11 protein-coding genes are annotated in these 14462 nt (G+C 65.1%); 1 reads left to right on the forward strand and 10 read right to left on the reverse strand.

The annotated features are described in order from the left end of the window. The 5 genes from QZ332_RS07280 to QZ332_RS07300 all read right to left on the reverse strand — a co-directional run. Window positions 1–757 (reverse strand): FGGY family carbohydrate kinase (locus QZ332_RS07280; protein WP_295764172.1); only part of this gene is annotated, 757 nt, incomplete at its 3' end. Next, window positions 754–1812 carry an ABC transporter permease gene (locus tag QZ332_RS07285; RefSeq protein ID WP_295764173.1) on the reverse strand — a complete coding sequence of 353 codons (1059 nt, stop codon included), beginning with the start codon at window positions 1810–1812 and terminating at the stop codon, window positions 754–756. The genes QZ332_RS07280 and QZ332_RS07285, both read right to left, overlap by 4 nt. 1 nt (window position 1813) lies before the next feature. Next, a complete protein-coding gene (locus tag QZ332_RS07290) occupies window positions 1814–2926 on the reverse strand; it encodes an ABC transporter permease (protein ID WP_295764174.1) in 1113 nt (370 codons plus the stop codon). Further along, on the reverse strand, window positions 2926–4440 hold the full coding sequence (locus QZ332_RS07295; RefSeq protein WP_295764175.1) for a sugar ABC transporter ATP-binding protein: 1515 nt from the start codon (window positions 4438–4440) through the stop codon (window positions 2926–2928). Before QZ332_RS07295 ends, QZ332_RS07290 begins: the two co-directional genes overlap by 1 nt. A gap of 101 nt (window positions 4441–4541) precedes the next feature. After that, window positions 4542–5582 (reverse strand): substrate-binding domain-containing protein, encoded by a 1041-nt coding sequence (locus tag QZ332_RS07300; RefSeq protein WP_295764176.1) that lies wholly within the window; start codon window positions 5580–5582, stop codon window positions 4542–4544. 500 nt (window positions 5583–6082) lie between these two features. On the opposite strand from QZ332_RS07300, the gene QZ332_RS07305 reads away from it, so the two are divergent. Beyond that, a complete protein-coding gene (locus tag QZ332_RS07305; RefSeq protein WP_295764177.1) occupies window positions 6083–7150 on the forward strand; it encodes a GntR family transcriptional regulator in 1068 nt (355 codons plus the stop codon). 194 nt (window positions 7151–7344) lie between these two features. Here the strand turns inward: QZ332_RS07305 and QZ332_RS07310 are convergent, their stop codons facing one another. The 5 genes from QZ332_RS07310 to QZ332_RS07330 form a co-directional block, all read right to left on the reverse strand. Continuing rightward, window positions 7345–8343: an ABC transporter substrate-binding protein gene (locus QZ332_RS07310; RefSeq protein WP_295764178.1), complete on the reverse strand. Its 999-nt coding sequence runs from the start codon at window positions 8341–8343 to the stop codon at window positions 7345–7347. Then, complete coding sequence (locus tag QZ332_RS07315) at window positions 8340–9752, reverse strand: sensor histidine kinase (protein WP_295764179.1); 1413 nt, start codon at window positions 9750–9752, stop codon at window positions 8340–8342. The genes QZ332_RS07310 and QZ332_RS07315 overlap by 4 nt, the downstream gene beginning before the upstream one ends. Then, window positions 9749–11368 carry a response regulator gene (locus QZ332_RS07320; RefSeq protein ID WP_295764180.1) on the reverse strand — a complete coding sequence of 540 codons (1620 nt, stop codon included), beginning with the start codon at window positions 11366–11368 and terminating at the stop codon, window positions 9749–9751. Before QZ332_RS07320 ends, QZ332_RS07315 begins: the two co-directional genes overlap by 4 nt. A gap of 394 nt (window positions 11369–11762) precedes the next feature. Continuing rightward, window positions 11763–12890: a polysaccharide pyruvyl transferase family protein gene (locus QZ332_RS07325; protein WP_295764181.1), complete on the reverse strand. Its 1128-nt coding sequence runs from the start codon at window positions 12888–12890 to the stop codon at window positions 11763–11765. Further along, window positions 12887–14422 (reverse strand): lipopolysaccharide biosynthesis protein, encoded by a 1536-nt coding sequence (locus QZ332_RS07330; RefSeq protein ID WP_295764182.1) that lies wholly within the window; start codon window positions 14420–14422, stop codon window positions 12887–12889. The genes QZ332_RS07325 and QZ332_RS07330 overlap by 4 nt, the downstream gene beginning before the upstream one ends. Window positions 14423–14462: the final 40 nt, after the last annotated feature.

A 14462-nucleotide genomic window follows, 5' to 3' on the forward strand; every position in this document is an offset into this window, starting at 1 on the left:
CCGTCCGGGGGGCCACGGCGTTGGTGGCGGTCATGCCGGTGCCCGCGTCCCCCTCCGCCGGGGCGAAGGGGATCCCCGGGGGGAGCAGGCCGCCCAGCAGGGCCGCGCCGGACTCCGTCAGGGTCCCGGCGGGCCTTCCCGCCGCCAGCACCTCCGGGAGCAGATCCCGGAGCTTCCAGGGGAGGTCCTTCACCTTCGGCAGCGCGTCGAACCTCGCCAGCATCCCGGCGTCGTAGTCCAGGGCGGCGCTGTCGATGGGGAACATGCCGCTGGCCTCCCCCACCCCCACGGCGTCCACTCCGGTGAGCATGTGATGGACATAGCCCGCCAGGGTGGTGATGTGGGCGATCCTGGGCACGTGCTCCTCGCCGTTCAGCACCGCCTGATAGAGGTGGGCGATGCTCCAGCGCTGGGGGATGTTGAAGCCGAACCGCTCCGTCAGCTCCGCCGCCGCCGGGCCGGTCATCGTGTTCTGCCAGGTGCGGAAGGGGGTCAGCAGCTCCCAGTCCTCGTCGAAGGCCAAATACCCGTGCATCATGGCGGAAACGCCCATGGCGGCGATGCTCTCTCTGTCCTCCACCTTGGAGACCGCCGCCCTCAGGCCGGTCCAGACCTCCTCCAGGGGATAGGTCCAAACGCCGTCCTCGAACCGGGAGGCCCAGGTGTAGTCCCCGGAGGAGACGGGCCGGAAGGACCCGTCTATGGAGACGGCCTTGATGCGGGTGGAGCCAAGCTCGATGCCTAAGCAGGTGTTCATTCCCCACCCTCCTTACCGCCTTTGTCCTTGCGCATCAGCACGATGCTCTGGATCACCAGGAACAGGCAGAGCATGGCCGCTACGGTGATGTTGGACCACCACGCCTCGTCGAAGCCCAGGGAGGAGACGATGCGCTTGATGGTGTTCAGGCTCATGACGCCGAAGAAGGTGCCCGCCACGTTGCCCACGCCGCCGGTGAGCAGGGTCCCTCCGATGATGGAGGAGGCGATGGCGTTCATCTCGTCCCCCGCGCCGTTGGCCACGTCTCCGCTGCCCACGTGGAGGAAGTACAAGATGCCGCCCAGGCCCGCCAGGAGGCTGCACAGGATATGGGCCAGGAACTTGGTGCGGCGCACGTTGATGCCCAGCATGTTGGCGCTCTGGTCGTTGCCGCCCACGGCGTAGAAGCTGCGGCCAAGCCTCGTCCAGCGCAGGAGGCAGAACAGCAGCACCACCGCCAGCAGGGCGATGATGACACCCACTTCCACATAGGCCGGGATATACTGCCCCAGCTTGTTGTTGGAGCCAAGACCGGGGACGATGATGCGGGTGTCCTTCACCGCCAGGAAGCCCTCGCTGGTCACCCGGATGGGCTCCTTGCTGACGATGGTGGTCATGCCCTTGGCGAAGAACATGCCCGCCAGGGACACGATGAAGGGCTGGATCTCCAGATAGGCCACCAGATACCCCTGGACCAGCCCGAAGGCCAGGCCGATGCCAAGGCCGATGAGGAGGACGGTCCCGACGCTGCCGCCCTGCCGTTCCAGGTTGACCGCCCCGGCCATGCAGACCAGGCTGGTGACGGCCCCCACGCTGATGTCGATCCCCCCTGTGATCATGACGATGCTCATGCCGCAGGACAGGACGATCAGGGACGCGTTGTTGTTCAGGATGTTGAGGAAGTTCTGAGGCTTGGTGAAGCCGCCCCCCAGGAACACGACGGCGGACAGGTACAGGGCAAAGAAGACCAGCACCGTGATGGTGAGCAGCAAATTGGTGTCCGAGATCTCCCGGCGGGCCTTGAGACGGGGCGTTTTCGCCGCGGTGGTCGTCATATCACTTCGCCTCCTTTGCGATCTTATCCGCTTTGGCCTGGAACCGCAGGCCCGCCATCTTGCTCCGCACCACCGGGGCGCTGAGGACCACCAGCAGGATGACCACCACCGCCTTGTACGCGGGCAGGGCCGTGGAGGGCACCTCATATTTATAGAGCGTGGTGGTGAGGAACTGGATGACGTAGGCCCCCAGGATGGAGCCGTAGATGTTGAACTTGCCGCCGGAGAGGGCGTTGCCCCCCAGGGCCACCGCCAGGATGGCGTCCATCTCGATGTTCTCCGCGATGCGGGAGTAGTTGATGGAGCCGCTGCGGCTGACCCGGATGAAGCCCGCCACCGCCACGCACACGCCCAAGATCACATAGGTGAGCAGCTTGACCTTCTGCGGGTCCAGGCCGTTGAGGCGGGAGGCGCCGGCGTTGATGCCCACCGACTGGGTGTAGAGGCCCAGGGTGGTGAATCTCAGCACCAGCCAGAACAGCAGGATGACGAAGGCGGTGATGAAAATGGGGGTGGGCACGGGGATGCCGGGCAGGAAGGTCCCCGCGTATTTGAAGGAAACGTCGTTCATGATGGGCAGCTGGTTGTTGTTGATCCAGGCCGCGATGGAACGCCCGGCGGTGAACATGATCAGGGTCGCCACCATGGGCTGGATCTTGAAGTAGGCCACCAGCGTGCCGTTGAACGCGCCGAAGACGGCGGTCACCGCGATACCGATGAGGACCGCCAGGAACAGGGGCATCTGGAGGGTGTCGGCGGTGACCTGCCCGCCGCAGACCATCCGCAGGATGACGCTGCCGGCGATGGCCATGGTCGCGCCCACCGAGATATCCTGTCCGCCGGAAGAGGCGGTCACCAGCGTCATGCCGATGGCCAGGATCACCAGCTCCGAGGCGTTGTCCAGCACGGAGATGATGTTGCCGCTGAGCACCGGGTTGCCCAGGCTGTTCTCCTTGATCGTGACCGAGAAGAAGGACGGGTCCGCGATCAGGTTGAACAGCACCAGCAGGGCCAGGGCCGCGAAGGGGATGAAGAGCTGCTGCCGGACGAGCCGCTTGAACAGGCTCTCGCCGGGCTGCTCCGTTTTGGTCTCAGGTACTTTCACCGGCGTCATCATTCGTCACCTCCCGCGATCGTCGCCATGATCTTCGTCTGGGTCAGGTCCTCTCCGGACAATTCGCCCACCGCCTTCCGGTCCCGCATGACGATGAGGCGGGAGCAGGTGCGCAGCATCTCGTCGATCTCCGAGGAGATGAAGGTGGCGCTGGTGCCCTTCTCCGCAAGGCGCAGGACCAGCTTCTGGATCTCGATCTTCGTGCCGATGTCGATGCCCCGGGTGGGTTCGTCCAGGATCAGGTATTTGGGGTCCGTCAGCAGCCACCGGGCCAGGATGCACTTTTGCTGGTTGCCGCCGGAGAGGGACTTGATGGGGGTGTCCGCCGAGGCGGTCTTGATCTCCAGCAGCTGGATGTAGTTGTCGGCGAAAGCCTCCGCCTGGGCCCGGGAGACGGGATGGAAGAAGCCCTTCATCACCTGATAGGCCAGGATGATGTTCTCCCGGACGGAGAGGTCGCCCACGATGCCGTCGCCCTTGCGGTCCTCGGGGAGGTAGCCGATGCCCTGCTTCATGGCGTCCAGGGGCTTTTTGATCTTGACCTCCCTGCCGTCCATCTTCACCGTGCCGCCGGTGACGTGGTCCGCGCCGAAGATGGCCCGGACGCACTCGCTCCGCCCGGAGCCGAGCAGGCCGGTGAAGCCGTTGACCTCCCCCCTGCGGATGGAGAAGTCGAAGGGCTTGATGCCCGCGCTGCTGCAAAGGCCCCGGGCCTCCAGGACGGGGGCCCCCTCCCGGTCCGTGGCCACGCCGCCGGACTCGCCCTTGATGTCGGCCATGTCGTCCAGCTCCTTGCCCAGCATCTTGCTGACCAGCTGGACCCGGGGCAGGTCCTCAATGACGTACTCGCCCACCAGCTGGCCGTCCCGGAGGACGGTGATCCGGTCGCAGACCTCGTAGACCTGCTCCAGGAAGTGGGTGACGAAGATGATGCCCACGCCCTTCTCCCGCAGGTCCCGCATGAGACCGAAGAGCTTCTGCACCTCCTGCTCGTCCAGGGAGGAGGTGGGTTCGTCCAGGATCAGCACCTTGCACTCCATGTCCACCGCCCGGGCGATGGCCACCATCTGCTGCACGGCGATGGAGCAGGAGCCCAGCTGCTGCTGGGGGCTGGCGGGGATGCCCAGGGACTCCAGGATCTTCCCCGCGCCGCTGTTCATCTTCCTCCAGTTGGTGACCGCCCCTTTCGTGCGGCCGATGTACATGTTCTCCGCCACGCTCAGGTTCGGGCACAGGGTGATCTCCTGATACACCGTGCTGATGCCCGCGTTCTGCGCGTCCTGGGGAGAGCGGATGACGGCGGGCCCGTCCACGCCCTCGATACGGACCTCTCCCCCGTCCTTGGGATACACGCCGGTCAGCACTTTGATCAGCGTGGATTTCCCCGCGCCGTTCTCCCCCATCAGTGCGTGGATCTCCCCCCTGCGCAGGGTGAAGTCCACGTCCTGGAGGGCGCGCACGCCGGGGAAATACTTGCAGATGCCCCGCATCTGCAGCACCGCGCCTTGCTCCATAGGGTCACGCCTCCATTCTTCCTAGTCTCAAAAATGCGGCGCGGCATGTCAGCCGCGCCGCATGTCGGGTCACGTGATGTTCAGGCCCCGGTCACACGGGATCAGGTGCCGTAGGTGTCCACATCGGCCTGGGTGAGGGTATCGCAGTCGAAGCCCTGCTCGGGGGTGTAGATGATCTTCTGGGCGGGCTGCTTGCCGGCCGCCAGGTCCTTGATGATGCTGTCGACCGTGTCCGCCTGGAGGGGGTTGCACAGGCCCATGTAGTTCCAGCTGCCCGTCAGCACCGCCTCGAAGGCCCACTTGTCGCTGTCGAAGCCCATGACGATGACGTCCCCGTCCTTGCCGTGGGTGATCCCCGCGGCGTCCAGGGCGGCCACGGCGCCCCGGGCCATACCGTTGTTCTCGGCGTAGATCACGTTGAAGGGCTTGCCGGAGTCGATGACGGACTGGGTGATGGTGCGGGCGGTGGCCTCGTCCCAGTCGGCGGTCTGCTGGGTCACATAGTTCCAGTTCCCCTCGGCGGCGACCTTCTCGTCCAGGGCGCCGGTGCGGCCCAGCTGAGCGTCGGAGCCCATGTGGCCCTGGATGTGGATGATGTTGTACTCGTCGAGGCCCTGGGCGGCCAGCCACTCCACGGCGGTGGCGCCCTCGGCGGGCATGTCGGAGACGACGGCGGCTACGTACATGCTCTCGTCGGCTTCCAGCATCCGGTCAAAGAGGATGATCTGGGTGCCGGCGGCCTGGGCGTCCTGGAGGACGGTGTCCCAGCCGGTGGTGGAGGCGGGGGAGAGCAGCAGGAAGTCCACCTCGTCCTGGACCATCTGCTGGGCGGTGGCGATCTGCTGGGCCGCGTCGTTGTTGTTGTAGAAGGTGGCCTTGTAGCCGTTCTCTTCCGTGAACGTCGCCCGCATGGCCGCGTCGTTGGCGGTCCGGTATCCGGATTCATTGGGGTCGTTGTTGATGATGCCGACCGTGATCAGCTCCCCGCCGGCACCGGCGGGCTGCTGGGCGTCGGAGCCGCTGTCCGCCGGGGCGGAGCTGCCGCTGTCGGCGGGAGCGGAGTCACCGCCGGTCTTGCCGCCGCAGGCGGCCAGGGCCAGGACCATGCACAGGGTCAGCAGGAGACAAAAAACTTTTTTCATGACCGATTCCTCACTTTCAGATCTTGGGGCTGCCGGGCCCGCCCGGCTCCCTTAGCTGCATTAAAAACGATTCCCAACGCAAAGTCAATACGTTTTTCGTCATTCTATCTATTTTTGTATGAGTAAATAGGACAAATTTTAGTTATTATGACATAAGATAGTACAAATCTCAGGGCTATGAGGGGAGCAATCCGCCGCCAGGTCGAAAATCTTACGATTTGTCTCCTCTATTTGTTCGTTTTCTTCCGATTTTCAGCGGCGCCGGGCAGATCTCCCCCTCCGGCAGATCGCCCGATCCTGGAAGATCGGTCGATTTTCTTTGGGGAAAAGGTGAAAAATTTTGTCTGCCGGGCTGGGGCCCCCCAGCCTTGGCAGACGAATTTTGTGTTTTCTTTTGAGGAGGACGACAAAATCCCAAAAAGCATCAACCTTTATTTTGGGCAGATCACCGTCATCCCTTGGTATAATGGAAGCGATCCACGGCGGAAGGAGGCGCGGGCATGGCGACAAAATACCAGCTCCTGGCAGACCGGCTCCGGGAGGAGCTGACCCGGAACAGCGGGCAGGCCGGATATAAGCTGCCCACCGAGCAGGAGCTCAGCCGCCGGTATCGGTTGAGCCGGCAGACCGTCCGTCACGCCCTGGCCCTCCTGGAAGAGGAAGGGCTGATCCAGCGGCGGCAGGGCAGCGGGTCCTACGCCACCGGCCTCCTCCCCGGGGAAGCCCCCCGGCAGATCGCCGTGGTGACCTCCTTCCTGGACGACTACATCTTCCCCGCCATCCTCCACGACGCCTCCGACGTCTTCTCCCGCCAGGGCTACTCCACCGCCGTCTATGCCACCGAGAACCAGGTCAGCGCAGAGCGGGAGATCCTGCTCCGCCTGCTGGAGGAACCGGTGAGCGGCCTCCTGGTGGAGGGCTCCAAGACCGCCCTGCCCACGCCCAACGCCGACCTCTATCAGCGCCTCCTCCAGACGGGCACGCCCGTCGTCTTCCTCCACGGCGCTTACGCCGGGCTGGACCAGGTCCCCTGCGTGGCGGACGACAATTACGGCGGCGGCTACCAGCTGGCCCGCTATCTGACGGGCAGGGGGCACCGGGAGATCGCCGGGATCTTCAAGGGCGACGACATACAGGGGCCCCAGCGCTATCACGGGGCGGTCTCCGCCCTCCGGGACGCGGGGCTGGCCCTCCGGGACAGGCGCTTCGCCTGGTATGACACCGAGGACCGCCGCCGTCTCCTGGAGGGGAAGGACCGGCGCTTGCTGACCGATTTCCTCCAGAAGCGGCTGGAGGACGCCACGGCGGTGATCTGCTACAACGACGAGATCGCCTATCACCTCATCCAGGCCCTGCTGGAGGCGGGCCGCCGGGTGCCGGGGGAGGTGGCAGTGGTCAGCTTCGACAACAGCTACCTGAGCCAATTGGGCCCCGTCCCCATCACCTCCCTCAGCCACCGCAGCCGCATGGGCCGGGTGGCGGCGGAACAGATGATTGGCCTCCTGCAAAGGGAGCCCGCCCGCTCGAGGGCCCTGGAGTGGGAGCTGGTGGTGCGCAGCAGCGGATAGACGAAGGCCGGGAACGGATGGGACATCCGTTCCCGGCCTTTTTTGGACCTGTCCCATGCCAGCGGGCGGGCCCCCGCGCAGATCTTGCCGGAGGGGAGGCGCAGCTCCCCAGGCGCACCGGCATGCGCCAAAGGGCTCCGCCGCCGGCGAGCCCTCCCGAGGAGGCGGGCGTCCGGGCCCGCGGGGACAGGGCCCTAATACTCCCGGCCCTCGATCAGCGCCGCCGTCAGGTCCTCCGAGGTGAAGACCTGCTCTTCTACGTATGAATGCTTTTCCGGCGTCCGGCCCGCCTCCATGTCCCGGATCACCGTTTCCACCAGCGGCCCCAGCAGGGGGTTGCACTCCACCGCCAGGGCGATCCTCCCGTTCAGGCACTCCGTCAGCGCCCCCCGGGTGGCGTCGAAGGTGATGATGCTCACGCCGTCCGGCCCGCAGACGTACCCCTGTTCCTCCAGGGCCTGGAGGGCCCCGAAGGCGATGTTGTCGTTCTCGCAGTAGACCACGTCGATGTCCCCCTCCCCCGAAGGGGAGGACAGGTATCCCGTCATGACCTCATAGGCCTTGGCCTGGGTGAAGTCCCCGTCCATCTGGGCCAGCAGCTCCCAGTCCTCGTGGGCCTCCACGGCCTCTTCCAGCGCCGCCGTGCGGCCGAGCTGGGCGGTGGAGCCCAGGGTGCCCTGGATGTGGATGACGCGGACGGGGCCTCCCGCCTCCCGGAACGTGTCTTCCATCCAGGAGACGGCCCGCCTCCCCTCCCGCAAAAAGTCGGAGCCGATGTGGGCGGCGTAGAGGCTCTCATCCTCCACGTCCACCATGCGGTCCACCAGGATGACGGGGATGCCCGCCTCCTTCGCCTCCTGGAGCACGGAGCCCCAGCCGCTCTCGCTGATGGGCATCAGGACGATATAGTCCACCTGCTGCTGGATGAACTTCCGGATGGCGGTGATCTGGTTCTCCTGCTTCTGCCGGGCGTCCTCGAACAGGAGGCGGTAGCCGTCCTCCTCGGTGAACACCGCCTTCATGGACTCGGAGTTCGCCACCCGCCAGTCGGACTCCGCTCCCACCTGGCACATGCCGACGACGGTCAGGTCCTCATTGTTGGAGGGATCCCCCTGGGGATCCCTCCCGGCTCCGCAGGCGGAGCCGAGGACCAGGCTCAGGCCCAGCAGCACGATCGGGAAAACGCGTCTCATGCCTCCTCCTTCCCCTGGCGGGGGACCCGCACCGTCACGGTGGTCCCCGCGCCCTCCCGGCTGGACAGCGTCAGCCCGTAGGGCGGGCCGAACTGCAGCCGCAGCCGCTCGTGGACGGTCACCAGGCCGAAGCCCACCCGCTCCCCGTTGGCGATGGCCCGCTCCAGCTCCTCCAGCCGCGCCGCCGTCATGCCCGCGCCGTCGTCGGCGATCTGGAGGAGCACGTCCTCCCCCTCCCCCCGGCTGGTGATGCTGATGCGGCCCTTGCCCCGCTTGAGCTTGATGCCGTGGTACAGGGCGTTCTCCACCAGGGGCTGGAGGGTCAGCTTGGGCAGCCGCGTCCCCCGGAGGGCGGGATCGATCCGGATGGCGTAGTCCAGGATGTCCTGATACCGGGCCTGCTGGATCTGGAGGTAGCTGCGGACATGCTTCTCCTCCTCCTCCAGGGTGATGACGTCCTCTCCCCGGCTGAGGGAGTGGCGGAAGAAGCTGGACAGGTCGGAGACCATCTCCACCGCCGCCTGGGGCCGGTCCGCCTCGATGAGCCAGATGATGGTGTCCATGGTGTTGTACAGGAAATGGGGGTTTATTTGGGCCTGGAGCAGCGCCAGCTCCGTCTTGCGGAGGCTGGTCTGCTTCTGGGTGATCTCTTGGATCTGGGCGTTGATCCGGGCGATCATCTGCTCCATGCCCTCGCTGAGGGTGCGGATCTCGTAGGTCTCCGAGCGGACCGGCTCCCGGACCGTCAGGTCGCCGCCGATGACGTCCTCGGCCCGGCGGCTCAGGTCCACCACCGGCTGGGCGACGGAACGGCTCAGGTGGACGCTGTAGCGGGCCAGCAGCACGATCAGGACCGCGGACAGGAGCAGCACCAGCAGGATCTCCGCGGTGATCTGGCGGGAGATCTGCTGGCGCAGCAGGTTCAGCTGCACCGACTCGTAATAGAGGTAGTTGTACATGTACTCCTGGATCAGGGCGGTGAGGACGTAGATGTTGTTCTCCAGCTGCATCTGCCGGCTGTCATAGCTCTGGGTCTCCTCGATCTGATAGATCTTCCCCTCCAGGTTCTCGCACAGGTCCAGCACGCTGGTGACGGCCTGGAGGCTGTCCTTCTGGCTGGTGCTGCCCAGCAGGTCCTTGGCCAGGGCCTGGGCCGCCTGGACCTCCTGGATGGGCAGGCCCTCGGAATACCGGCTCTCGATGACGTAGTAATACATCTTGAGGTCGATGTTCTCCTTGAAATCCTGGTTGAACTCCGAGGCCGTGGTCACGTTGTAGAGGAGGTCTTTGTACTGGCCGTTGTAGACCAGCACCAGGGCCAGCGTCACTGCCAGCACCGCCGCCATGAAGCCGCAGGAGACCACCACCATGCGGCGCATCCGGCTCTGGATGGAATCCGGGCGGCTCATGGGCGCTTCCCCCGGTAATCCCGGGGCGTGCAGCCCTGGGTCTTCTTGAACAGGAAGCTGAAATAATGGGGGTCCTTATAGCCCACCGCCGCCGCCACCTCGCCGGAGCGCTTGTCCGTAGAACGCAGCAGCTCCTTGGCCCGGTCCATCCGCTTCCCGGTGACGTATTCGGTGAAGGTGGCCCCGATCTCCTGGCTGAACACCGCCGAGAGGTAGTTGGCAGAGATGTTCACCTCCCGGGCCACTTGGTTCAGGGACAGGGATTCCTCGGTAAAGTGGCTGTCGATATAGGACACCGCCTGCTTGAGGAGCTGGCGGCACTGGCTGCTGGACGCCTGGTCCCGCAGCTCCGCCATCCGCAGCAAAATGGCGGAGAAGTAGGCTTTCAGGTCCGCCGCCGTCACGTTCCGCCCCACCAGGTCCAGGCAGGTCAGCGGCGCGAAGGCCTCCCGCTGTCCGATCCCCAGGGAGGCGGCGAAGCGGGCCGCCGTGAAGCGGACCGAGAGCATGAGATACTGGCAGAAGGGCTTGGAGGACAGGGCCTCCTCCACACTGCGGATGTACTCGTCCACGAAGCTGGGGATCTCCTGGGCGCTGGCGCTCTGCATCACGCCCTGGAGGATGGCGGGGTCCACCTTCCCGGCGTCCAGCTGCTCCAGGTGGCTGTCCCCGCCGCCGGTGCCGGTGAGGAAGCTGACGGTGTCCGCCGTCAACACGTGCTGCTGGGGCAGGATGTGCCGGTAGGCCCAGAGGCGGGAGACCTCCTCGAAGCAGGCGGGCAGGGTGCTGAGCCGCTGGGTGGGGCGGCCGATGGCCACGTACCAGCTCTGCTCCGGGGCGCAGGCCGCGTACTGGCTCCGCACCGTCTCCACGCAGCGCCGGGCCAGCTCCTCCATCCGGGCGGTCTCGCCCTTGAGGAGCACGGCGTAGGTGGTCAGGTTCCAGCGCAGGAGGACGTATTCCGGGTACTTCAAAAGATGCTCCAGCAGCGCGTCCCGGAGGCGGGCCCCGGGCTCCGAGTAGGCCTCCGCCGAGGCGGAGGGCTCCGGCAGAACGGAGAAGAAGGCCAGGGCATAGCACTGGGCCCGCAGGTCGATGTCCAGCTTTGCCGCCGACTCGTAGATCTCCTGGACGGAGAGCTGGCCCGCCACCACCCGCTCGAAGAACACCCGGCGGGTGTACTGCTCGTACTCCTCCGCCTCCCGGTGGAACTGGGCCAGATAGCTCCGGTTGGCCCGCTCCCCCTCGATCTTCTCCTTGAGCTCCGCCAATACGTCCAGCAGGGCCTTTTTCGTGATGGGCTTCAAGAGGTACCGGTCCACCCCGATGCTGATGGCCTGCCGGGCATACTCGAAGTCGTCATAGCCGGAGATGATGACGATCTTGATCTCCGGGAACTCCCGCCTCACCAGCTCGCTGAGGGCCAGCCCGTCCATGAAGGGCATCCGGATGTCGGTGATGAGCACGTCCGGCTTCACCTGGCGGATGAGGGGCAGGGCCATCTCCCCGTCCCCGGCCTCCCCGGCGAAAGAGTAGCCGTACTGGCCCCAGGGGACGGTGTCCCGCAGGGTCTCCCGGATGATGCTCTCGTCCTCGACCAAAAATACGCGCAGCATGATGCTCCCCCCTCCCCGCCGCAGCTCCGCACGGCCCCGGCCGTTTTATTTAGGATATCACACTCCGGCAGAAAATTCTACAAAAGATTTCGCCGGGGGGATGCCAGAGGGGGCCCCCGCCATCCCCGGGGCACCGGTGGCCCCCAGCCGGCGCCGGGACCGCGTCCATGGCCGGGGGCCGGGCGGCAGAGGACGCAGAGGGCTTTCGGGCCATGGGGCCCCGCCCCCGGCATGACGCCCCGCACACGCGGCGCCGCACCGGGCAAAGCGCGGCACGGCCTTCCGGAGCGGGAGCTCCCCCAGCGCGCGGGCCTCCGCCGCTGATGGAGCAGGCCCCGGCAGATATCGTCTGCCGGGGCCTGCCGCCGCTTTGTCAAATATCCAAGCCCCATCCTCAACGGGGCGCCTGCCGATCCCCGCAGATCTCCTCCAGGATCTCCTTCGAGGCGCAGATCGGACCGCGCATCCGATCGTAACACGTAGGATCGAGCCGATATACCCCCTTTCGATCCGGGACGGCCACGCCGTCCAGCAGCGAGGCGATCCTCTCGTTATAAGCGGAGTGCGGCACGATCGCGGCCCTTTTCCGCCCAATGATCGAAAACGCCGTCCCGTGGAACGAGTTGGTCACCACGCAGCTGGCGGCGAACAGATAGGACAGGAAATCGAGGGGCCCCTTCCTTGGGATATCGATATCCACAGGCAGCGCATCCTCGAGATCGTCGAACTTTGCGACCTTCAGGGCCGGATCCGACCGTTTCAGCGCCTCCACCTGAGCAGCGATCTCTTCATTGGCCTCCATACGGTAGACGAAGATGTAGGGATCTTTCCACCTGACCGGATAGGTCAGATCCCGCCATCTTCCCGGATCGACCAGGAAGACCGGATCGAGCACATGGACCGCCTGTCTCCCGGCCGCCTCTCGGACGATCCCTACCGCGCTCTTTTCTCGGACGGAGATGATATGGAAATCGCTCAGCGCCTCTTTCAGGACGTCCTGATACGGACGGTCTACAAAAGCCCTCCCGAAGGAGGCCCCGTAGGAATCCTTCTCTCCCGCCTTCACGAAATCGAGGAGGTACGCCTTCGGCGTCCCGGAGAGCGCCGGGTTCCACACCTGGTCGCTCCCGGTGATGAAGACCGCATCTTCCCCGGAAAACGCTTCCAGCTCCTCCTCGGTATGATAGCGCTCCGGGGTGAGCGGGAGGCGGTCCTCCAGGAACCTGCAAAAGCTGGAGACCGTGCTGCCTCCCACGATATAGGGGCGCTTGTCCTTGTCGGGGAGGTATTTGACCGCCCGATAGGCCAGACGCGCCCATCCGGAGAGGTCCCTCCTGCGCCTTTGGATCCAAGAGGGCGCGCAGCCCCTCTCGATCCCTTCGTCCCGCACCTTCTCCGGCCTGTAATCGATCACTTCAACGCTCCGGCCGCTGCTCCGGATGGTCTCGGCCAGCGCGAAGCACTGCAGCATCGCGCCGACATTGTACGCGCAGTGGTACGTCAGGATATAGATCTTCTTCATGTCTCCCCTCCGTCCGCTCCGCCCTTCCTGCGCAGGACCACCCCGACGAGCTGCAGGATATACCGCATGCTCTCGCTCCTCGCGTACAGGCAGGCATAGGTCCCGTTCACCACGATCGTGACCATCACGGCCCCCAGGAAAATCGCCGGCATCCCCTCCAGCCTTATGAAGAGGTACAGCCGGCCGCACACGGCCGCCAGGACGAACAGGAGCGCCCAATGGGAAACATACCCGAGGAAATACCGTTTCAGACTGCCGCCCTTCAGGGCGTATTTGTAAACGATATAAGGGTCGTACCAGACATACGTGCACAGCTTGGCGAGGGCCGTCCCGACGGCGACGCCGACCATGCCGTACGCCCGGATCAGGACGACGGAGAAGACGACGTTCAGGACGCTCATCGCCAGAGGCCGGAGCTTCCCGTGCCAGAACAGGCCCGTCGCGTCTCTCGTGAGGCTGCAGGGCCTTTGGAAATTCGTGAGCGTGATGCTGACGACCAGCGCCACCACCATGGATCGGTCCAGGAGGTATCCCCGGCCGAACACGGTCTGGATCAAGGGGTCGAACAGCACCAGCAGGCCCACCGCGAGATACGTCGCCAGCCAATGATAGATGAGCTGGAGCGCATGGAAGACCTGGAGGCGTTTTTGCCCATCTCCCGTCACCATCAGGTTCCCCAGGGACGGCGTGATCGTCCCGAGCACGTTGGAGAACAGCTTGTCGGAATAGGAGATGACCAAATGGTAGTTCGAATAGAGCCCGACGGCGACGATGCCGAAAAACCTCGAGATGAGCAGGGTGTCGATGGTCGTCGCCAGCACGGTGCCCAGCTTATACAGCAAAAGGGCGAAGGTGTCCTTCCTGATGGCGCGGATGTGCGCGGCGTCGAGCTTCTCCGCCTTCTCACGCAGATAGGGGTACTCCCTCCCCGCCAGGATGGTCAGGGACAGGTCGTTGAGCAGCGTGACCGCGATCCCCGCCGCCATGTAGAGGATATAGTCCCTCTTCGCGGCCAGCAGGAAGATCTGCACGGCCGAGCGCAGGAACGAAGCGCAGATGCCCCAGCGCTGGATGACATGGCCCCGCTGGTCCGCAGAGAAGACGCTGTATCGAAAGCTGAAAAAATAGGAGAGCGCGGTCTGCGCCACGGACAAAACATAGATGGTCAGGAATTCCGGGTATGGGATGCTGGGGCGCTCTTTGATGAACAGGTCCAAAAAGGGGATCAGGCAGAGCCCCAGGACCAAGATCGCGGTCCCGATGCACAGATAGACCGCCCTGTAGAACCGGACGAGGGACTTAATCTGCTCCACATCGTCTTTCGCCAGGGGCCCGTACATGCTGTAAACGATCGCCGTGCCGGCCCCCAGCTCGGCCAGCGAGAGGATCGTCAGGATATTGGTGAACAGGCCGCTGATGCCAAGATATTCGGCGGTCAGGTATCTCACGAAATAATACCGGACCACGAAGGCGAGGAGCGCCCCGGACAGCTCGAAAAGCATCGCGGACAGGGCGTTCCTCGAAAAGTTCACAGAGCGTGGATCCTTGTCTGGCCTCATATCGCCCTCCATC

This window comes from uncultured Oscillibacter sp., assembly GCF_910584465.1.
Lineage (GTDB): Bacteria > Bacillota > Clostridia > Oscillospirales > Oscillospiraceae > Oscillibacter.

Bases quoted from the DNA above. Each gene is read 5' to 3' on its own strand.
- QZ332_RS07285 (WP_295764173.1), bottom strand. From the start codon at position 1,812: ATGACGACCACCGCGGCGAAAACGCCCCGTCTCAAGGCCCGCCGGGAG.
- QZ332_RS07290 (WP_295764174.1), bottom strand. From the start codon at position 2,926: ATGACGCCGGTGAAAGTACCTGAGACCAAAACGGAGCAGCCCGGCGAG.
- QZ332_RS07295 (WP_295764175.1), bottom strand. From the start codon at position 4,440: ATGGAGCAAGGCGCGGTGCTGCAGATGCGGGGCATCTGCAAGTATTTC.
- QZ332_RS07300 (WP_295764176.1), bottom strand. From the start codon at position 5,582: ATGAAAAAAGTTTTTTGTCTCCTGCTGACCCTGTGCATGGTCCTGGCC.
- QZ332_RS07305 (WP_295764177.1), top strand. From the start codon at position 6,083: ATGGCGACAAAATACCAGCTCCTGGCAGACCGGCTCCGGGAGGAGCTG.
- QZ332_RS07310 (WP_295764178.1), bottom strand. From the start codon at position 8,343: ATGAGACGCGTTTTCCCGATCGTGCTGCTGGGCCTGAGCCTGGTCCTC.
- QZ332_RS07315 (WP_295764179.1), bottom strand. From the start codon at position 9,752: ATGAGCCGCCCGGATTCCATCCAGAGCCGGATGCGCCGCATGGTGGTG.
- QZ332_RS07320 (WP_295764180.1), bottom strand. From the start codon at position 11,368: ATGCTGCGCGTATTTTTGGTCGAGGACGAGAGCATCATCCGGGAGACC.
- QZ332_RS07325 (WP_295764181.1), bottom strand. From the start codon at position 12,890: ATGAAGAAGATCTATATCCTGACGTACCACTGCGCGTACAATGTCGGC.